17 protein-coding genes are annotated in these 21,932 nt (G+C 36.6%); 15 read left to right on the forward strand and 2 right to left on the reverse strand.

All coding sequences use genetic code 11. The features are described 5' to 3' along the window. The first annotated feature begins 575 nt into the window (after nt 1-575). The 13 genes from MS6x_RS16700 to MS6x_RS16760 all read left to right on the forward strand — a co-directional run bounded on the left by MS6x_RS16700 (nt 576) and on the right by MS6x_RS16760 (nt 18,256). Nucleotides 576-1,967, forward strand: a complete 1,392-nt coding sequence (locus tag MS6x_RS16700; RefSeq protein ID WP_482603640.1) for an MraY family glycosyltransferase — start codon at nt 576-578, stop codon at nt 1,965-1,967. A gap of 112 nt (nt 1,968-2,079) precedes the next feature. Next, nucleotides 2,080-3,576, forward strand: coding sequence for an O-antigen translocase (locus MS6x_RS16705; RefSeq protein WP_482603642.1), 1,497 nt, complete (start codon nt 2,080-2,082; stop codon nt 3,574-3,576). A gap of 26 nt (nt 3,577-3,602) precedes the next feature. Then, on the forward strand, nt 3,603-4,829 hold the full coding sequence (locus tag MS6x_RS16710) for an O-antigen ligase family protein (RefSeq protein WP_482603644.1): 1,227 nt from the start codon (nt 3,603-3,605) through the stop codon (nt 4,827-4,829). Beyond that, complete coding sequence (locus tag MS6x_RS16715) at nt 4,826-5,923, forward strand: glycosyltransferase (RefSeq protein ID WP_482603645.1); 1,098 nt, start codon at nt 4,826-4,828, stop codon at nt 5,921-5,923. Before MS6x_RS16710 ends, MS6x_RS16715 begins: the two co-directional genes overlap by 4 nt. A 7-nt stretch (nt 5,924-5,930) precedes the next feature. Further along, nucleotides 5,931-7,112 carry a hypothetical protein gene (locus tag MS6x_RS16720; protein ID WP_482603646.1) on the forward strand — a complete coding sequence of 394 codons (1,182 nt, stop codon included), beginning with the start codon at nt 5,931-5,933 and terminating at the stop codon, nt 7,110-7,112. A gap of 229 nt (nt 7,113-7,341) precedes the next feature. After that, nucleotides 7,342-9,195, forward strand: a complete 1,854-nt coding sequence (asnB, locus tag MS6x_RS16725) for an asparagine synthase (glutamine-hydrolyzing) (RefSeq protein ID WP_482603647.1) — start codon at nt 7,342-7,344, stop codon at nt 9,193-9,195. Beyond that, the gene (locus MS6x_RS16730; RefSeq protein WP_482603648.1) at nt 9,192-9,893 is read left to right on the forward strand and encodes a WecB/TagA/CpsF family glycosyltransferase; all 702 of its coding nucleotides are present in this window, start codon (nt 9,192-9,194) and stop codon (nt 9,891-9,893) included. Before asnB ends, MS6x_RS16730 begins: the two co-directional genes overlap by 4 nt. Further along, nucleotides 9,890-10,867, forward strand: a complete 978-nt coding sequence (locus MS6x_RS16735) for a GNAT family N-acetyltransferase (RefSeq protein ID WP_482603650.1) — start codon at nt 9,890-9,892, stop codon at nt 10,865-10,867. Before MS6x_RS16730 ends, MS6x_RS16735 begins: the two co-directional genes overlap by 4 nt. Nucleotides 10,868-11,019: 152 nt before the next feature. Then, entirely contained in the window at nt 11,020-11,997 is a 978-nt protein-coding gene (locus tag MS6x_RS16740) for a GNAT family N-acetyltransferase (protein ID WP_482603652.1), read from the forward strand. Between the two features lie 20 nt (nt 11,998-12,017). Beyond that, nucleotides 12,018-12,917 (forward strand): polysaccharide deacetylase family protein, encoded by a 900-nt coding sequence (locus MS6x_RS16745; protein WP_482603654.1) that lies wholly within the window; start codon nt 12,018-12,020, stop codon nt 12,915-12,917. Next, nucleotides 12,880-13,977 carry a non-hydrolyzing UDP-N-acetylglucosamine 2-epimerase gene (wecB, locus tag MS6x_RS16750; RefSeq protein ID WP_482603655.1) on the forward strand — a complete coding sequence of 366 codons (1,098 nt, stop codon included), beginning with the start codon at nt 12,880-12,882 and terminating at the stop codon, nt 13,975-13,977. The genes MS6x_RS16745 and wecB overlap by 38 nt, the downstream gene beginning before the upstream one ends. Nucleotides 13,978-14,121: 144 nt before the next feature. Beyond that, nucleotides 14,122-16,449 (forward strand): GumC family protein, encoded by a 2,328-nt coding sequence (locus tag MS6x_RS16755; protein ID WP_482603656.1) that lies wholly within the window; start codon nt 14,122-14,124, stop codon nt 16,447-16,449. A gap of 145 nt (nt 16,450-16,594) precedes the next feature. Continuing rightward, a complete protein-coding gene (locus tag MS6x_RS16760; protein ID WP_482603658.1) occupies nt 16,595-18,256 on the forward strand; it encodes a glucosamine inositolphosphorylceramide transferase family protein in 1,662 nt (553 codons plus the stop codon). A gap of 24 nt (nt 18,257-18,280) precedes the next feature. Here MS6x_RS16760 and MS6x_RS16765 read toward each other — a convergent pair whose 3' ends face one another. Continuing rightward, the gene (locus MS6x_RS16765; protein WP_482603660.1) at nt 18,281-19,147 is read right to left on the reverse strand and encodes a hypothetical protein; all 867 of its coding nucleotides are present in this window, start codon (nt 19,145-19,147) and stop codon (nt 18,281-18,283) included. 191 nt (nt 19,148-19,338) lie between these two features. Next, nucleotides 19,339-20,298, reverse strand: a complete 960-nt coding sequence (locus MS6x_RS16770) for a hypothetical protein (protein ID WP_482603662.1) — start codon at nt 20,296-20,298, stop codon at nt 19,339-19,341. Between the two features lie 536 nt (nt 20,299-20,834). On the opposite strand from MS6x_RS16770, the gene MS6x_RS16775 reads away from it, so the two are divergent. Next, nucleotides 20,835-21,374 (forward strand): hypothetical protein, encoded by a 540-nt coding sequence (locus MS6x_RS16775; RefSeq protein ID WP_482603664.1) that lies wholly within the window; start codon nt 20,835-20,837, stop codon nt 21,372-21,374. A 13-nt stretch (nt 21,375-21,387) separates the two neighbouring features. After that, nucleotides 21,388-21,906 (forward strand): phage tail protein, encoded by a 519-nt coding sequence (locus MS6x_RS16780; RefSeq protein ID WP_482603665.1) that lies wholly within the window; start codon nt 21,388-21,390, stop codon nt 21,904-21,906. Nucleotides 21,907-21,932 lie beyond the last annotated feature (26 nt).

The raw sequence follows: 21,932 nt of genomic DNA on the forward strand, positions 1-21,932 counted from the left end.
AGACCCTTTTATTCACCTTTTTTTTGATATTTCTTATTTGCTTAAAAGCTGAATGATTGCTTTATATAAGATATTCCGAGACTTCTTCTATTGATCATTGGGATTTTGGTTTTGTTATTTTTTTCACGTTATATCGGAAGTTATAGCATTCGAGGCACAATTATACTTAGGAGCAGTATTCATCATATTGATTATTTGGAAAAAAATATAGCTGATAGGTTTCTTAGTTAAAGAGGAATACTACAAAAAGTGAAAGTGTACTAGTATAAGCTAGGTCAGAAGAAAAGGTAAGACTGTTGTTTATCGATAAGGCCCCAAATAATGGGCGTTTGCGTAAGTTATCGATTAAGGATGCAACATACCGATATATCTTCTAAAGTTTATTGCTTACCCATAGATTTAGCTCAGTAACGTAGTTAGATGTTATTTTTCCCCACAAGAATAATCTAAGAACATAACCTTAAATTTTTTAAGAAAGTCGTTTAGACCTGAGTGCTTTCACTTACTGAATGTTTTATTTAATTAATGAATGCTTGGGTATTGCGTGAAATTTCTTATCGTATTAAACCCTACGAATGAACACTATTAAGGATTTGTTTTTAAATGTGCACTACATGCCACTTTTGGCCGGTTTTTCTGCCTTTGTTCTATCTACCAGATTCTATTTATATCAGGTTATTATCAATGTATCTAAGCAAAAGGGACTCATGGATACTCCGGACAACAGGAAAATGCATAAAGATTTGACCCCTACTTTGGGTGGTTTAGGTATGTTTATAGCATTTTCCCTCTCTATTATTTTTTATGGATTGTTAATTGAGCTGGAGTCTGCAGATCTTATGAAGCTTTTAGCTTTATTGGGTTCATCAATTATTCTTTTGTTTTTAGGCGTAAAGGATGATTTGGTTTCAATGGCTCCAAATAAGAAGCTACTGGGTCAGTTAATAGCCGTTCTTAATGTTGTGGTACTCACGAATGTTAGAATTATTAGTTTTGAAGGAATGCTGGGAGTAGGCGAGTTACCTTACTTCATCTCCATCATGTTTACAGTTTTTGTCTTTGTACTTATCATTAATGCTTTGAACCTCGTAGACGGAATAGATGGTTTGGCAGGATCAATTTCAATTCTTTCAAGTATAGTTTTCGGTATTTTATTCTTTATTAACGAACACTATTTAATGACCTTGATTTCTTTTGTTCTCATTGGTTCTATCCTTGGTTTTCTGAGGTATAATTTGTCAAGTAAACAAAAGATTTTTATGGGCGATTGTGGCTCTATGCTTGCTGGGTTTTTGTTGGCATACCAAGGAATAAGTCTCTTGGCGTTAAATACTACAAGTATTTCATCTTCTTTGGTGTCCAATGCTCCAGTGATTTTATTGGCAATATTGTCCTATCCATTATTTGATTTATTACGGGTGTTTTCAATTCGTATCAAACAGGGTAAAAGCCCGTTTAGTGCAGACGCCAATCATATACATCACAGATTATTGCGAATAGGTCTGGATCACAAGGAAGCAACAATTGTATTAAGTTTATTAAGTATACTGATTATGGGAATTTCCTTTTTAGCCAACGATTTAGAAATTCATACTCATTTATTCTTAACCTTGATAATTGGGCTATTTGTGTACCTAGCTCCATTTTTATCGGTGTTTGACAAAAGGACTATCGAATCACCTTCAGAAATGAAACAACAACCTGTTCCGAATAAGATACAAAGTAAGGCTGGTGGCTTAACAGGCATTAATTCAGATTCGGTAGTCTATTCTAAAAGAAACGGTTTGTTCAAAAATGAGGAAAAGACCAAAATTTCTAAAGAGCCGGAAACAATCGAAGCTAACAATACCAAATTATTGGAAAATAGTTTTAAGCATATTACCCGTGACAGATTAAAAAAGATTCAAAGGCTCAAAGGAAAATTTGCAGAAGAAAAATCTTCAAACCCGGAAAAAATTGTGGACTAGGATTACAGGTATAGTTCAGTGGTTTGCCGTGTAAAATTTAATTGATCGTATCGTTTAAATCATACGCTTTAAGTATAAACAGTGTTAGCCTATTAATATTAATTTATCTAGGGTGTCTAAAGAAGTTCAGCAAAAAAATAGCAGTAGTTACAGACAAATAATGAAGGCTACTTCCATTTTTGGGGGTGTACAGGTTTTTAATATCCTTATTTCTATTGTTAGATCAAAAGTAGTGGCCGTACTTTTGGGACCCGCTGGTATTGGAGTTTTGGGATTGTTTAATTCTACTATTTTACTGATTAGTTCATTGACAAATTTTGGACTAGGAATTAGCGCGGTTAAGGATATTGCTGCAGCTAATGAGACCAACAATAAAAAAAGAATAGAAAAAGTAATTGGTGTTGTAAAGCGGCTGGTGTGGTTTACGGGTATTTTTGGCGCGCTACTAACGTTGGTACTCTCTTCTTGGCTCAGTGAAATTGCTTTTGGTAATAACGAGTATACCATTGCCTTTATTTGGCTTTCCATAACCCTTTTACTTAAACAACTTGCCAGTGGTGAATTTGTTGTGCTACAAGGGCTTCGCAAACTAAAGGAATTGGCAAAAGCCAACGTAGTAGGGTCTGCCTTTGGTTTAGCGGTCTCTATTCCGTTATATTATCATTGGCGTCTAGAGGGTATAGTTCCTGCCCTCATTTTAACAGCCGTTTTTACATATTTGGTAGCACGCTATTATGGAGCTAAAACAAAAATTGAAAAGGCAAAGGTTACGACCGCGGAAATAATGGTAGAAGGCAAGAGCATGATGATGATGGGCTTTATGCTTAGCCTTAGTGGCATAATGGTTCTGGGTGAATCTTATGTCATACGTATTTTTATAAATAATTTTGGTGGTGTCCAACAGGTTGGATTGTACAATGCCGGTATCGCATTGATTTCTACCTATGTAGGGCTGCTTTTTACAGCTATGGAGACAGATTATTACCCAAGACTATCTGCGGTGGCGAGTGATAATGTTAACTCCAACAAACTGGTTAATCAACAGGCCGAAATTGCACTGCTTATCTTGGCACCTGTATTAATTGCTTTTTTAATCTTTATAGAATGGGTAATTATTATACTCTATTCAAGTGAATTTGTTGCCGTAGATGTTATGATCTATTGGGCTTTTCTAGGGATGTTCTTTAAAGTGCCTGCATGGGTAGTAGGTTTTATTTTTATTGCCAAAGGAGAGAGTAAACTCTTTTTTTGGAGTGAGCTTATTTCCAATCTGTATTTGCTTGGGCTTAATTTATTAGGTTACTATTTTTGGGGATTGACCGGATTGGGAGTTTCTTTTCTCGTCTCCTATATCCTATATCTTATTCAAGTTTATTTAATTGCAAGTAAAAATTACGGATTTAGCTTTCATAGCGATTTTGTAAAATTATTCTCAATTCAGTTTGGTCTTGCCTTGCTATGTTTTGGTATCATCTCTTTCTTGTCCTTTCCATGGATTTACGCGCTTGGTGTCCCGATTATACTTTTATCCGCTTGGTATTCGTTTAAAGAATTGGACAAACGTTTGCATTTAAAAGAATTGTTAAACAGTTATGTGGGCAAAAAGTAGGCCTTAGTTTTATTGATGAACTATACATGAGAATTGCAAAAACCATTTTACCGTATCTCATTATTTTTTTCCTCATTTATTTGGGACCACAACCGGTGGGTCCAACAACATTTTCTCAGGTTTGGAAGTTACCCTTATTTGGATTTTTAATATGGCAGGTCATTGTAATTAGGAATAGGGAGAAACCGGGTTTTATAAAATGGTCGTATGCAAGAGCGGCAAAAAACTTGGTTACCGGAGGTTTTTCGGTGAGTTATGTGGCTGGCATCATAGATTTTGTCAGGTATATGATGTTCCCGTTGATGTATGAATATGTATCCTTGAAAGTAAAAGACCTGAAGAAGTTGGATACTATCTTGTTGGGCTTTGCCCAATTCATAATTATTTCTGGAATCCCTTTTGTTTTTGGATTGATTCAGTCAAAGGCCAAGGACGCTATACTTTATGAGGATTTTGATAGCTATGCGGGTATGTTTCAAAACACTCATGGAGCAGCAATTACCACCACTACAGCAGTTCTTATTCTATTGGCTTTCATTAAATTAAAATCTAGTATCATAAAATACAAAAAGCTGAATTACGTGCTTTTGGTATTTGGTATTTATTTGATTTATCTCACATTTATCAGAACTGGTTATGCTATGTTTTTTATTGGGCTTGTATTTATCTTCATGCCGAACAAGTTAACGCTAAAACAAATTTTAGGAGCTGTTTTGGCGGTTGCTATTTTAGTATTTGGCTTTATATATCTTTTAGAAACGAATGAAACCTTTTACAACCGTATTTTTGATATCCGAAATGGAAGACAGACTGCTGCGGGTTCCGGTAGGCTACTGTTTTGGAAAGCTTCCTTTGACCTATGGTTCAATGGTAGCGTATTTGAAATCTTTTTTGGATTTGGCTATGAGGGATTGCTTGATAAAATAGGGGAGGTAACTGGAATAAGGGTATACGCACATAACGAATTCTTTACCCAATTGGGGCAAAATGGTCTCTTAGGCGTTTTATTTTTTATAGGTTACTTAGTATCATTACTAAGGTTTATTTGGGAGCGACGAAAAATGCCGTCCTTTAGACTTTCTATAGCAGTCTATTTTTTATATGTTTCCTTAATGCTTACCCAAGGAGGGATGTGGTTTGAATTGGATGCGTTTATGGTGCTCGTTTTTGTGAAGTTAGAGTTTGAGAGTTTGATTTATAAAAAGGCTATGAAACAGCGTATGCAGGTTAATAACGAAAAGCAATTAGCATGATAAAGAAAGTGCTTATTACAGTTCCTAAGTTAAGTACTCCAGGTGGTGTAAGTGCTTTTTGGAACGCTTTATTACCCGAACTTTATAAGTCTGATACCATTCAGGTAAACACCTTGGAAATTGGTGGGCATGGTATAAATATTTTTGGTCCATTGCTCGATCAACGTAATTTCAGTAAAGCTCTAGGTAAGGACACGGACCTATTTTTTTTAAATCCGTCTTTGGGTTTTCGAAGCTTTTTTAGGGACGGATTGTTTGCCAGGCAACTAGCAAAAAAAGGAATTCCTTTTGTGGCTTTTTTTCATGGTTGGGATTTAGCTTTTGAAGAAAGGGTAGGCCAAAAATACCTACGTTTTTTTAAGACATCTTTTGGAAAGGCAACAACCCTGTTCGTGCTGTCTCAAAAGTTTGGAGAAAAGTTGCGGGAATGGGGTTACCAAGGTAATGTTGTGGTAGAGACCACCGCTGTTGATGCAAAAATGCTTAAAGATTTTAATATCGAACAAAAATATACTTCACAAAATAGTACAGCAAAAATTAGAATCCTCTTTTTATCTAGGCTATTAAAGGAAAAAGGAGTTTATGAAACCATAGATGCTTTTGAAAACATAAGACAAAAATTTCCCAATTTAGAATTGGTAATTGCAGGAGACGGGGAAGCGTTCAAAGCGGTATCGGATTATATAAAGCAAAAGGATGCTATTAGCATGAGCGGCCATGTAGTTGGACAACAAAAGATAAACCTGTTCACTTGTAGTCATATCTATTGTTTGCCAAGTTATAGTGAAGGTTTACCAACCTCCGTTTTAGAAGCAATGGCATTTGGACTACCAATTATTACCACTCCAGTGGGAGGGTTGGAGGATTTTTTTAAAGATGGAAAGATGGGATATTTTGTAGGAGTAGGGAGCGTGTTGGAATTACAGCATAGCTTGGAGCGTTTAGTTTCGGATTCTAAATTGACCGAAGAAATAGGACGTTTTAATTACAAGTATGCTCACGGGATGTTGATGAATACCGCGGTTTCCATAAGATTAACGGACTACTTGATGCAAAGCTTGAACAAGGAACAGAATGACCAGATCATAATCTAACAATTAAATGGATGTACACAAGGATATAGCACTTATTAAAAAGTTTACATTACGAAACAATTTGGAATGTTATGATCCTTATGATGTTTGGATGATAGATTTGGGCATCTATATCAAACAGCTTTACAACACAAATAGAGTTTTAGGTATTTTACCCGCCGCGGCGCTTACGGTTTGGGATAATTTTTTAAATAATAAAACCCGTGTTGTATATAAAAGGCAAGAATATCCAGCGGTACGGGCACAAGCAACTTTAGCTTTGCTTAACCTTTATGAAATTGAAAAGGATAAAGAATTACTCTCAGGAGCTAAAACTCATATAGACTGGTTGATAGCGAATACATGTAAAGGATATTCCGGTCTTTGCTGGGGATTAGGTTTCAAGTGGGCCGCAGGAGATGAACTTGATTATGACGAGAACACGCCATTTAGTACACATACGCCTTATGCTTTGGAAGCCTTGGATAGATATATAGAGTTATCTGGGGATACAAGCTACTTGCCGCATTTAAAAAGTATTTTTAACTTTTTTGAGCAGGATATTAAAATAATGTTTGAAGATGAAAACGTAATTGCTACTTCGTATGGTCCTACTAAAGATCGTTTGGTAACCAATGCAGTTTCTTATGCAATGCTTTCCTATACTATTTTTTTGAAACACCTTCCCGAACAAGATATCTTGCTAAAGGGTAAAATTAGAAAACTCTACCATTTCATTCAGGGCAAACAACGTGCGGACGGATCTTGGTTATATGAACCAGATAGTGAAGATTCCTTTATCGATTGTTTTCACTCTTGTTTTATTTTGAAGAATATCTACAAAACTTCAAAAATGTTCCCTTTGCAGAATAGTGAGGCTGTTGTCGCAATAGGTTATAGTTATGTGAAATCTAACTTTTACAATTCTAGGACCGGACTATTTAAACGTTTCAGTATTAGCAATAAACCCTCAATTGTAAAGTATGATTTGTACGATAATGCAGAAATGCTTCACCTCGCAGTATTAGTGAATGATACAGAATTAATTTTATCCTTATCGGAAAATATTAGTAAGGCATTTGTAAAATCTGGAACCGTGTATTCCATTATTGATATTTTCAATATAAAACGAAATAAAAATACCCTACGGTGGGCAGTAATGCCTTATCTGTATGCTTTATCTACCTGTTTTAAGAAACATCAATACTAGTAATTTTCAAGATTTTAGAACTACATTAAAATACGAAACCACTTTCTGTATTGTAGGTGGTTTTTTACATTATTTTAATCCAATATACACACGATATACAACTTCTTATTTTACTCGTATCTAAGTCGAGAGATACAGCGTTTCATCGGTATTATTGAGCCTCGCGAAGCCAATTAACTAATTTTGATTCTCACATAAGTCTCAGGACTTATATGTAAGAAAAAAAGTTATGTGTGGTATTCTAGGGTCTGTGAATCAAGCTTTTGACGAGGCTATGCTAAATCAAATTAAGCATAGAGGCCCAGATGATTTTGGTATTGATTTCTTTATGGTAAATGACCATAGTATTCAATTAGCACAACGACGACTTTCAATCATTGATCTTTCTCCCGCAGGGCATCAACCTATGATTTCTAGTTGTAAAAAATATGCCTTAATATTTAATGGAGAGATTTATAATCATCAGGATTTACGGAAAAAGTTACCTAAGGATATTCTATATAATGGACATTCGGACACGGAAACCATTTTATATTATCTAATACATTTTGGTGCCAATGCCGTACAGGATTTTAACGGAATATTCGCCATAGGATTTTTAGATGTAGATAAAGCTTCACTTACGTTGGCACGTGACCCTTTTGGCGTTAAGCCATTATATTATTTTGATGATGGTTCAAAACTGATTTTTTCTTCCGAGATACGACCAATAAAGGCCATGCTGAGTGCAGATGAGCTTAACTATGATGGCCTGGCCAGTCTGTTACGATTACGCTACAATGCCGCCCCGAACACACTCTATAGGAAGATTCAAAAAGTATTGCCAGGGCATAGATATGACGTACGATTAAGTGCTAAGCAACTTGACAGTGTTTCGGATTGCTTTTCCAAAGCGTTGCCAACGGCAAGTAAGGATACAAAGGAGCAGTTGGTTCAGCAATATGGAATTGCATTGGAAGAGGCCGTACAGAGACAATTACTGGCAGATGTTGAAGTAGGAATTCTATTAAGCGGAGGGGTAGACTCAGCCGTAATAGCCGCTTTGGCGAAAAAGCATTACCAAGGAAAGCTAAAAGCGTTTACAATCGGGTTCGAAGGTGATTTTGAAGAGGATGAAATAGCGGATGCCCAAGAAACCGCAAGAATTTTAGGACTGGAGCACTATGTTAAAAAAATTTCCTTTTCAGACTTTTTAGGACTTATTAAGGAATGTTCCAGAATAGTTGAGGAACCTCTCGCCACTACCTCAATGATTCCAATGTACTATTTGGCGCAACTAGCGGCAGAGAAGGTAAAAGTAGTTCTCACGGGACAAGGTGCGGACGAGCCTTTAGGTGGGTATACCCGTTATAGGTCAGAACATATAAGAACTAAAATTCCAGCTCCATTTCGTGGTGTCTTAAATCCGATAGCACAATTGGTTGGTAGCAAAAACGAACAGGTAATAAGGGGTGCTAAATCCATAGGGATTTCCGATGAGATAGAACGTTTTTTAACTGTTTATGAAATCTTTTCTAAAGAAGAGATACAAAAATTGATTGCTGTACCAGATGATTTAAGCAAAAAGGCGGTGGCTAATTTTTATGATGTATTGGATTGTGGTTCAAGAATACATTCTGCGGAAAAAATGATGGCCATTGATACGCGAATGAACTTAGCGGATGATCTTCTGAACTATACCGATAAGATCACCATGAATTTTTCAATGGAATGTCGGGTTCCCATGTTGGATGTTGAACTAGTTGAGTTTATGGAAAGCCTTCCGTTATATCTGAGAGTAAATAGTAGACAGGGGAAAATTATTCACAAGGAGTTTGCTAAGACTGTTTTACCTGACAGCATTATAAACAGAAAGAAAAAAGGATTTGAATCGCCTACGAACAGATGGTTTAGGGAGGAAATGGATAGCGTAAAGAAAATTCTCTTAAAAACAGGTTCGCAATTTTCTGAGGTTTTCGATCAAAACTACGTAGCAGAGATTCTGGAACAACATAGCATTGGTTACAATAGAGAAAAACAGATTTTCCTGTTATTGAGTATTTATTTCTGGTTTGAGTCAAATAGTAAAATTAAACAACAATGATTTCTCAATTGCTTAATGGAGTAAAAACTTATGTGCCCAAGTCCAGAAAAGAACTTATGGAATATGTTTTAGCGCATAAAAGTATTTTGGTGGCCGTAAATGCAGAAAAAATTTATCATGCCACAGACCAGACCCGAGCCATTATCAATAGAAATGTAGGCTATGCAGATGGTGTAGGAGCCGTCTGGGCACTAAAGCGCAAAGGGCACAAGAAGGTTGCTAAAATACCAGGCTGTGAACTCTGGCTAAATCTTGTAGAAAGCTATCATGACAGTAAAACATTTTATTTGGTGGGCGGCAAAGAAGAAACTATAGAGACAACGGTAGCCAAACTAAGGAATGAATTTCCTCAAATAAAGATTGTAGGATACAGAAACGGGTACTTAACAAATAATTCCGAACGTCAAGAGTTGATTTCAGACATTTCCCAAAAGAAACCCGATATCGTTTTCGTTGCCATGGGTTCTCCCAAGCAAGAACTTTTAATGGAGGAAATGTATCAAGAACATCCCGCTGTTTATCAAGGTCTGGGAGGCAGTTTTGACGTGTATACCGGTAATGTTAAACGCGCTCCTGAGTGGTGGATAAATAACAATTTAGAAGGGATATATAGAACCTTGAACGAGCCAAAAAAGCGCGTTATGGGAGACATTAGGGTAATGCCATATTTTGTAAGATTAGTATTTAATAGGTTATGATACAACTTTCTACATGCGAACAACATACTAAGTGGAACCAATTTTTAGAAAATCAAAAAGCGGAGCAGCTTATAACCATTGCCCACAACCCATGTTTGGGAAAAATATTGGCTAAAACATTTGGATATGAGAGCAAGAATATGTGGATTAAAAAGGATGGTAACATAGTTGGAGTGCTCCCAAAGGTAAAAATCGGAAGTACTTGGGTATCTATGCCACATTTCTCCTACGGGGGACCTGTTTTAGATGCTAATGCGGATTTAGAGTTTGACCTAACTGAACTTCTAGATAACAAAAAATTTGAGGCTAGGAGCTTTTCCAAATTGACAAAGTACAGATATGCCAAAAAAATTACTTCAATTGTAAAATTGAAGGCCACGGTAGAAGAACAATTTGCAGTTCTTAAATCCGGATTTAGAAGAAAAATACGAAAAGCGGAAAAGCTGAATTTTAGAGCTGCCTGTGGCGGAGCGGAACTATTGGATGATTTCTATACCGTTTATGCCAAAAAAATGTTGGAAAAGGGTTCTCCTCCTTTTGGGAAATCCTTTTTTAGAAATCTGCTTAGGGATTACGACTTTGGCTTGGCAAAAATTTTTGCACTATACGACGGTTCCAAGCCAGTGGCTGCCGGTTTTACCTTGTGTTACTTAGGTTTTAACGAAATGTGTTGGGTAAGTACCGATAGGGACTATGACAGGCTTAATGTAAACTCCTTATTATACTGGAACATCATAAAAAATTCCATTGAAAGGGACTGTGTTTATTTTTCCATGGGACGGTCAACCAAGGATTCTGGTAATCACCACTATAAAAAGCAGTGGCAGCCTATGGAAATACCCATATTTTATAACTACTCCGAACCAGTTGGAAAACCTTTGAAAGAATTTACATTTTTAACTAAGATTTGGAAACTGCAACCCCTACGAACGTCAATATTTTTTGGAAACATTATATCTAAATATGTGTATTGATGTTTTTTGAAAAAGGAAACACTTAACCCCATCTTTTAGCAGACTGTACAAAGAGAAGAACATAAGACAAAAGAACACTATTGATGAATAACAGTTCAAAAGGAAATTACGCTTTAAAGTTGTTTTTTTTAAGGATTCGAAACTAGTTTAACATGATTGAAATTAAGTCTGGTATTGAACAGGGTGTCTGGAACATTTTTTTGGAAAAGGAAAAGGGCCATCAAATGATTACGATAGCCCACAACCCCTCCCTGGGTCCTATTTTGGAAAAAACTTTTGGTTATAACTGCCAAAACCTCGCTATAATGGACGGTAGCAAGATAATCGGTGTCTTTCCCACGGTTCTATTTAAGAACAGAATAATATCGGTACCACATTTTTCCTATGGTGGTCCCATTTTTTCCAGTGCGGAGAACCTGGCTATCACCATAAAATCGATACTAGGAGAGAAAAAGTTCGAGATTAGAAGTTTTTCGAAGCTATCGGACTATGTATATGATAAAAAGGTAAGCTGTGTTCTAGAACTAAAGGACACGAAAGAAGAGCAGATTATGACGGTTAAATCCAAATTACGGCAAAAAATCAGAAAGGCCGAGAAGAATAATTTTACCGTAAAGCATGGGGGACTAGAGCTTTTAGACGATTATTATAGACTATACGCTCAAAAAATGTTACAGTTTGGGTCGCCCCCGATTGGAAAGATATTTTTTAGGAACTTGTTGGAGGACTACAACTTTGGCAAGGCTCAAATAACCGTTGTTTATGACTCAAACAAAGTTATTGCAGTAGGTTTTAGCCTTTCCTATCTGAATTTTAACGAAGTATGCTGGTCCGCAACAGATAATGATTATGACGGTTATAACATCCATGCACTTATTTGTTGGGAGATATTAAAAACGTCTATTGCAGAAAAATACCGATACTTCTCTTTTGGTAGATCTACAATCGATAGTAATAACCATAGATTTAAAAAGCAATGGAATCCAATAGAACTCCCCATTTTTTACAATTATTCCGAACCCTTAGGTAAGTCACTAAAAGATCTTACTTATCTAACTAAGGTGTGGAAACATCAACCCTTGGCAAGTTCAGTATACTTGGGTCATGTGATTTCAAAATATTTGTATTAACAGATTATTAAACTCAGGATATGAATATACTAACGTTTGATATAGAGGAATGGTTTCATCTTTTGGATAATAGTTCGACCAAAACCGAAGCGCAATGGACTAGCTTTGAGCCACGTATTCATCAAAATATGGAGACGATTTACGATATTTTGCAAAAGACCAAAGTGGAAGCTACATTTTTTGTGGTAGGTTGGATGGCAGAGAAATTTCCTGAGGTTATCCGTGGTATTGCCGATCGGGGTTACGAAATAGGTAGTCATACTCATTTACACCAATTGGTGTATGAACAAGACAGTGCTACTTTTTTTAAGGATGTAGAAAAATCCATCAAGACCATAGAGGATTGTACAGGAAAAAAAGTTACGGCTTTCAGAGCACCGGGCTTTTCTATTACCGAACACAATAAGTGGGCCTTTGAAGTACTTTATGAATTGGGAATTAAAGCAGATTCTTCTGTTTTTCCGGCAAGCAGGGCGCATGGTGGACTTCCAGCTTATAAGGTAGCGGCTCCATCTTTGTTAGAATATAACGGGGTAAAACTTCTGGAGTTTCCTATTAACACACATTCGGTCTTTAGTAAGCCTTTGGTCTTTTCCGGTGGAGGTTACTTTAGACTGCTCCCATACGGAATTATTAAACATTGCACCAGAAGTTCTAACTATGTTATGACTTATTTTCACCCACGGGATTTTGATTTTGAACAACCCATTATAAAAGGTTTGTCCCGAGCAAGGCAATTCAAATCCTATGTGGGTTTAAGATCCTGTAAGTCAAAATTAGAGAGATGGCTTAATGATTTCAATTTTATAGACTTAAATACTGCGATAAACGAGGTAGACTGGACAACAGCTCAAACGGTAAATTTAGACGAAACCCATAAAAATGAAAAAATTAACACTTATAGCCGGAGCACGGCCTAATTTTATGAAAATCGCCCCGATTATCCATGCTATAAAAGTAGCAAAGGAGACCGGTAAGGATATTTCCTATAGATTGGTACATACAGGACAACATTATGACAATACAATGTCTGGGAATTTTTTTGATCAATTACAAATTCCTGAGCCAGATGCAAACCTTAAAGCCGGTGGGGGAACCCAAGCGGAGCAAACCGCTAATATTATGATACGGTTTGAAAAGGAACTTCTGGAGAACCCAACCGATTTAGTGCTTGTAGTAGGAGATGTAACCTCTACAATGGCCTGTGCGATAACAGCTCAAAAATTACATACAAAAGTGGCGCATGTAGAAGGCGGAATTCGTTCTAACGATTGGACCATGCCGGAGGAAATCAATAGGTTGGTAACGGACGCCATCACGAATTACTTCTTTACTACTTCAGAAATAGCAAATAACAATCTAAGGAAAGCTGGAGTGCCAGAGGAAAGTATCATGTACGTGGGCAATACCATGATAGATACGCTTTTAAAACAAAGACCAAATTTTAGGAAACCCAAAATTTGGGATGTTCTAAGTTTAAAGGAAAAAGAGTATCTGGTTATGACGCTTCATCGACCTGCCAATGTGGATGAGGAAAGCCAGTTGAAATCCTTATTGGATGAGATAATTGAACATTCAGCTGATTTGCCTTTAATTTTCCCGGTTCATCCCAGAACCGGTAAAATATTACAAAAGTTGAATATAGGTCATGAAAGACTGCATATGATCGATCCCCTAGGTTATTTGGAATTCAATTATTTGGTGCAAAATTCTAAGGCAGTGATAACGGACTCTGGCGGTATTACAGAGGAAACTACCGTTATGGGGATTCCTTGTATGACCTTGCGAGATAATACGGAAAGGCCTGAGACAATTACGGAGGGTACAAACGAGCTTTTAGGTACCGACCCTAAAGCTATTTCACCTGCCATGCAGAAATTATTTTCTGGAAATTGGAAGCAGGGTAAGGTTCCCCATTTATGGGATGGGAACACGGCAACACGTATTATCGATAAATTATTAGAATTCAACGATTTATAAAATGTACATCACTAATAACGTCTAGTTTTGAAAACTAGGGTTTGTCCAAACCGTAGCATATGATAATGGAGAGTGTAGTATACATTTTTAGGTTGGAGATAAGTAGAGTAGAAGAAGTGTAAGAGCACGGATGATAGCAAAATAATGAAAGAAACACCCTATATTTTAGATTTTAAAGAGGAAGATAAGCCTACTTCTGTTAAGGAATTGATGCTAAAGTATCTAAAATATTGGCCGTGGTTTGTAGTTAGCTGTGTACTATTTTTAGCACTTGGGTTTTTTTATGAAAAATATACACCAAGAATATACACCTCAGAAGCCAAAATCAAAATACTTGATAATAGCCAGGAAGCTAAGGTTATTCCTAAGGATGTGCCTGTTGCAAACCAAAACCTAAAGTTAAATCTAGAAAATCATATAGAGGTTTTAAGGTCCAACCAATTGCTTGGTAACGTTGTTAATGAACTAAATTTGGACGTTAACTATTTTGAATATTCAAACTTTAGTTACAGCAGAATTGCCAGCGCACCTTTTGTGATTACCAAGAGTATTAATGAAGAAAAGATAGAGAAGCCTTTAACTTTTGAGATACTAATGAGTACGGCAGGATATCATATTACCGATGAAACGGGCAGAAAATATGTAGTTCCCTACGAGGTAAGTGCAGAAAGTTTAAAAGATATTCTTCCTTTCGGTATTTCAATTCCCACATCTGTAAATGTTGGTATGTACAGGCATAATAAATATAAAGTGGTCCTATTGCCCAAAAGATACGCTACCGCCTACCTTTTAGAAGACCTGAACATAACTACATCAGAAAAACAAAGTGATGTTCTTACGTTGTCTTTAAAAGGACAGTCTAGAAATTTATCGGAAAGCATTTTAAATACCATCATTGAAAATTTTGATGACGATGGTATGGAGAATAAACAATTGGTTACCAGACGTACATTAGAAATTGTAGACGAGCGGTTCAACAGTTTGTCTCGGGAATTGGATTCCATTGAAGCTGGCAAGAAAGATTTTAAAACCGCTGAAGACCTGTCTTATATTCAAACAGATGCGGGTGCCAGTCTACAAAGAAAATCGGAAACGGAGACTGAATTATTAAAATTGGAAACTCAGATTTCATTACTGAATCTATTGGACAGAACGGTTTCTGGCGAGGAAGATTACAACCTATTACCCGCGGATATTGGTTTGGCTAACAGTGCTTTGAACGCAATGGTTGAAAAATACAATGAATTAGCTAGGGAACGGCAAAAATTAAGTGCTTCATTACAAGCTAACCATCCCAATCTGGTAAACTTATCCGACCGTCTAGAATTTTCCAAACAAAATATCCTAAATACGGTTAAGGTGTATAAATCACAACTGGCAATTTCTAGAAGTCAGCTTAATCAACAAAAGAATAAGGTAGACCTCTCGTATTCCGAGCTTCCTGAAAAGGAACGTGTTTTGCGTTCCATAGAACGGCAGCAGGCAATAAAGGAAAACCTCTATTTGCTTTTATTGAAAAAGCGAGAAGAGGCTGCCATAGACTATGCATCTACATCATCTTCCGTAAAAGTGATAGATTATGCTTTGAGTAGTATAAAACCTTTGTGGCCCAAAAAAACAATCATCTACCCAATTTCTTTGTTATTAGGGCTTATGGTGCCATTTATATTTGTTCTTGTGCGCACCTCCTTTGATACCAAACTTCATGACCGTATAGAGGTGGAAACTTTAAATCCCGAAATCCCTACATTGATTGAAATACCCTCTTTTGAAGCGGAAAAGAGCTTTGATAAAGTATCGGTTGGCTCACCTTTGGCAGAAGCCTTTAGGATATTAAGTGCCAACACCGACCACCTTTTAGGTAATAGAGAAACAAGTTTTGGTAAGGTAGTATATGTAACCTCTGCCATAAAGAAAGAAGGCAAGACCTTATTAGCAACAAATTTGTCGTTGGCCTATGCTAGTATGGGCAAGCGGGTACTGCTTGTTGGAGCGGATTTAAGAAACCCACAGTTGCATACATTTACAGAATTGGATAAAGATATACCAGGTCTTTCTAATTATTTAAAAGATCAATGGTTCAGTTTTTATGATGGTATTCACTGTGGTTTTGAAGATTTCCCGCATCACCACATATACCTAAGCGGTAAGATACCTAATAGTGCTCCAGCTTTACTGTCCAGTAAACGATATTTAGAATTTATACAAAAGGCCAAAGAAGAGTATGACTATGTTATAGTAGATACTGCGCCTACGATGCTAGTTACCGATACACTTCTAATTTCCAAAAATGCAGATGCGACCTTGTTTGTGCTAAGGGCCGGCCTTACCGATAAAAAGCTAATGCAGTTCTCCAAAGAATTATCCAAAAATAAAAAGCTCAACAAAATGGCCTATGTCCTTAACGCAGTAGGGCAAATCAAAAAAGGCAACTATAACTATGGTTATGCATATGGTTACGATAACACATAGTAGCATAGATAGTTGGTAGCCCTTGTGTGAATAATGAAGACAACGCTGCTTTTGAATAGGAAAAAAATAGGATCGTACTACGAGCATACAAGTCGTATTGTAATAGATTCTTAAATTGGTATAAATTTTATAAGCTATACATAATTTGAAATTGAGCATAGGCATACTAGTAGAGGAATTACGGTGCTTATCCAACTGGAAACTAAGGATAATACAAGACCTTTTAAATCGTAATGAAATAGAAATTGTTTTAATTTACAAACGTGAAAACGATACTGTACTTCCTATAAAAGTATGCCAATCGAACTTCTTTCAAGAATCAGAATCACGCTTTAGTTTCGGCAAATCATTACTAAGGCGACAACTTTTGTTAGAAGAAAAACATTTTTTCAAAAGGCCGAACACTATAAAAATAAAAGATGTTGTTAGTCAACTTACACATGTAACTAGGGTAGCAGTGAATTTTGTATGCCAAAATGGTATAAAAACCGTTAGTAAAAAGGGTATTCGTAAGATTGAAAACGCCAAACTTGATTTTATAATAAATTTTGATAACATCAATGGTTTAAAAGAAATTACCAAACTACCTCCTTATGGTATTTGGGATTTCGTTTTTTCCGACTCAAAATTAGTCAATAAAGGTCCTATTGGATTTTGGGAAGTATTGGATAAACATGAAGGAATTGGTTTTTCGTTACGTGCATTTACAGGTAACCATAATGAAAAAACGGTGCTGGATACGGCATTTTTTAATCGGGGTTGGTCTATAACAGAAACCCGAAACACAGTTCAAGAAGGCGCGGTTTCTGTTTTTTTTAAGACCATAACAATCCTATTAACCGGGAATTTTCATCATGTAAAACAGAAGGTTACTCCGATTAGTGTTATTGAAGACTTTTCTTTTCTACCGGTGCTCAAATATTGCATGAGCTTTTATCTGACGGTAATTCATAAGATTTTAGAAAAATTGGGAAATCGTTTATTCGCCTTGAGACCGGAGCGTTGGTCACTTTTTTTAGGTGTTGGAGAATTTATGAAAGCAGACCTTGCACTTTCAAAGCCTTTGAATATGCCAAGTGATGAATTTTGGGCAGATCCCTTTTTGTTTAAATACCAGCACCGTACGTACGTTTTTTTTGAGAATTATTCCTATCGTACTAAAAGAGGTAAGATATCTTGTGGTTTGGTAGATGGTACCGACCTTATTGATATTGTTGATGTATTGAATATGGATTATCATTTGTCCTTTCCCTATATTTTTGAGGAAGCTGGTGAGATTTTCTTAATGCCTGAAACTTCTGAAAATGAGCGTTTGGAAATTTATAAGGCAATAGAGTTCCCTATGACGTGGGAGTTGTATACTACCGCATTTGAGGGGGAAAGAGTGGCAGATGCTTTCTTTTATACGGATGAAAACCAACAAAAATGGTTGTTCCTAAACAAGCAGGTTTCGCTAACTTCTCCCATGAATAGCGAGCTATATATCTACAAAGTAGATTCTATTAAGCTAAATGCTATTGAACCTCACACCCAAAATCCAGTGCTCATAGATGCCCGTGTTGCGCGTAATGGGGGCACTATATTCGAATATGAAGGGAAACTTTACAGGCCCTCCCAAAGAAATACAGATGCCATTTACGGTCGTGCATTAAATATCAATAGAATAGAGAAGTTGACTATAAGCGAATATTCCGAAATAACGGAGCGGGTAGTACGCCCCAGTTTTGATAAAGGGCTAATGGCCATGCATCACATACATCAAATTGCCGATGAGTTTGTTTTTGATGCCGCGTATAAAAGAAAATAGCGGCAATCTTATAGTAGGCTCATCTTAGTTCTCCTGAGGAAGTCCCTGCCATATTTCAATATCATCTATCCATTGGTGCATGGGATGCGTATTCCCATAAACCTGAGTTAAAATTATGAAATTCAAATCATCAGAGTTAGTAGTGGTAGGACCGTTGTGCTCTGCAATGATTTCGTTGTTTATGCTCATGGCCGCATAGCCGTTAGAACCAGAACTCCATTTGATATAATACGATACTTTAAACCATTCGTTTCTAATAACGGGAACTGTAGTGTTTTTTACTTGCCATATTGGTTCTGTCGGATTTTTATCTCCTTGAAACAACCAATGCAGCTGACCGTTATTGTCCGTAGCCATGAACGCAATCATTCGAAAACCATTTTGGTTATTTTCATTATAGGCTTTCGTCTTATATTCCCAAATGGCCCGCCATTTATTGGGACCTTGCAAAGAAGTAGCGTCCGTCTTCATCCAATAAGACATGAACAATTCTGTTGGGTTATTTTTTATCCCATTTATTTGATAAGGTGTTTGGGTTACACCAATATCATAGTTAACACGCTGAAATAGCGCTATTGTTTCTTCTCCATCTGGCCCTATAATGTTTTCCAAGTAATTGTCAATGGCCGGGCCTTCATCATCCTGTATGCGATGGATACCCCCAAAATTAGATCCTAATATATTTATGGGCCACGTAAAATTTGTTTCTGAGTCGGTTCCCCGTATTACTTGGTAGTTATCCTGAATGTCATTGATGAAAGTTCCTGCTTCAAATCCAGATTTAAACAATAAGGCAGCAGGTAAATTTCCGGGTGTTTCTAATGAATCGGATTTTTGACAGTTTGCCAACAGTATCAATATGCAGAGTATAGGGAGTGTTTGTTTTTTCATTTTCATCATCGTTGATGTTCGTGTTCGTCAAACTCAAAAGCAATAGATGGCAATTTTTTAGTAAATATAAGCGATTTATAAAACTTATAGATGTCTTTTTTACCCATATGGAGACGGTTGATTAAATCTTAATGCTATAAACGTAAATTACAGACTGTCAATAGGATAAGTAATTTTGAAATTCATTTGGACTAATCTGGTAGGGCATCCCATATTTCAATATCATCTACCCATTGATGCATGGGGTACGTATTTCCGTAGACTTGGGTCAGCATTATAAAATCCAGGTCGTCTGAATTGGCTGTGGTAGCTCCCTTATGTTCACCGATGAGCTTTCCGTTTACTTTCATGGAAGCATAACCGTCTTTTCCGTTGCTCCATTTTATATAATATTCCACTTTAAACCATTCCCCTAAGACAAGGGGTATGCTATAGTTTTCAGTTTGCCAGATAGGATTTTGAGGACTAGTGTCGCCTTGGAATAGCCAATAGGGCTTTCCTTGGTAATCGGTTGCCATAAATGCAATCATTCTAAAACCGTCTTTGTTTGAAGCATAGTCTTTAGTTTTATACTCCCAAATGGCCCTCCATTTGTCTATTCCCTTTACCGCGGTACTGTCTGTTTTGATCCAGTAACTCATATAAAGCTCCGTTGGATTTTCTTGAATGTTGTTTATCTGTAACGGAGTTTGGGTTACGTTTATATCGTATTTTACCTTTTGGAATAGGGCAGTTGTTGCGTTTCCTTTGGGACCATTTGTCTGCACTAGTTTATTTTCTATGGCCTTGCCATCGTCGTCGTTAATTCTATGGATGCCACTAAAATCTGAACCAAGTATGTACAGTGGCCAAGAGAAACCCGTTTTTTCGTCCGTTCCTTTTAGATATTGATAATCCTCAACTGGGTTGCTAAGTTGGACACCTTCAAAACCTGAGCGGAAAAGTAGAGATGGCTCGGTTTGGATTAGGTAACCGTAAGATTTTAGAAACACTTTTCCAGAAGGGTTTTTAATTTTTGTTAAGTAATCTCTAGAGCTAGTATATGTATCCTTACTCTTGTTTAAAGTTTTGGGTATGGTTTTTTGAACCGTGTAGAATGTAATTCCAACTAAGACAGTAAAGAGAAATATTTTATTATCGGGTATTTTCATTCAATATAATCTAGCAATTGCCTTTTGTGTTCATAAAAAATGGGTTGTTTAAAATAGACAAATATACAAGCTACTGTTTTCTTTGGAAAGAAGCCTTCGTTTGGTTTTTTAAATCGGTAAACCGCTTAAATAGAAGATAATAGCAGTAATGTTTTAAATGGATTAAGCAATTAAAATAATAATGATAAGAAACTCTTAGTGTTAAGTCAAGTGTATTTGCAAAATTTATCGTGTATGTAGTTCAAATGTTTTTGATGTCAAATGGGTATACTTAGGTTATAAAATTGAATCTTTTTGGTTTGCCGTTTAGCTCTTGTTTTAACAATAAATGAGTTGGTTTTGTGCTTTTTGAACCGTTTATCGTAAAAAAAGTACTGTTCATACCCTTTATGGTATATTAGTATAATAACCGTTTAACTTGATTGTCGTCAATGGTTTTGAGTTTAAGATTTGTTGATCTTTTTCTTTAGTACCCCATATTTTATTGAGCCACTTTACTTCCTATGGTTTGGTTAACAACAAAATGCAATAGGAATATGAAAAAAAACTACCTAAGAAGGAATTTTCTTAAGAATTCCATTATGGCCACAAGTGGTCTAATTCTTTTTCCAACTATAGCGAGTGCCTCTAATTCTAATAGAAGAAAAGCAAATGCGCTATCCCACCAAACAGATATCCGAAGGAATCTTTTTGGGAAACAAATAGAAATCTCAGGACAAATTTTTGATGCATCGGGTAAAAATACCTTAAACGGAGCTCAGCTAGAGTTTTGGCACCTTTCGCCAAATTCAGAAGAATTTGGCCATAAGGGTAAGCTGGTTACCGATGAAAATGGGTATTATCGATTATTGACAGATTACCCTGATCGGGAGTTTGGTAAACATACCACGATCCATTTTAAAATCTCAGAAGGGAAACAATCAAGTGAAACACAACTTAAATTTTCAGATTTTGGCCCCCATATAACCGATAAACATTGGGAAAACAATAATAGGTTGCCCCCTGACCTCCTTTTTCCTACAATGGAAAAAGCCTCATACAGAACTAAACTCAATTTCAATTTTATAATCAACTAAAAAAATAAAGACTATGGAACCATTTATAGGACAAATCATCATGTTTGGAGGAAATTTTGCACCCAGAGGCTGGGCTTTTTGTAATGGGCAACTTTTACCCATTTCACAGAACTCAGCGTTATTCTCGATTTTAGGCACCACATATGGTGGCGATGGGAGAACAAGCTTTGGACTCCCAGACTTGCGAGGAAGGGTACCTTTGCATTCTGGTTTTTCTACTGGACCAGGTTTGACCAATAGAGCCTTGGGACAAAAAGGCGGCACAGAGACCAATACATTGAACACTACTCAAATGCCAAGCCACAACCATGGGGTGTCACTACCCGGAAAAGAAGAAGCGGATACGGAAACCCCAGCTGGAAATTTTATTGCCGGTGCTGGTTTTGATGGTTTCGGTACAACATCAGACGTTACCATGGGGGCATTGCCACAGAACAATGTGGGTGGTAATTTACCTGTAAATAATATGCAGCCATACACATCTGTTAATTTTATTATTGCATTAGTTGGCCTTTTTCCATCTAGAAGTTAGACTACCACAACGGAATCAACCATAAA

It is taken from the genome of Maribacter sp. MS6 (genome assembly GCF_056839185.1).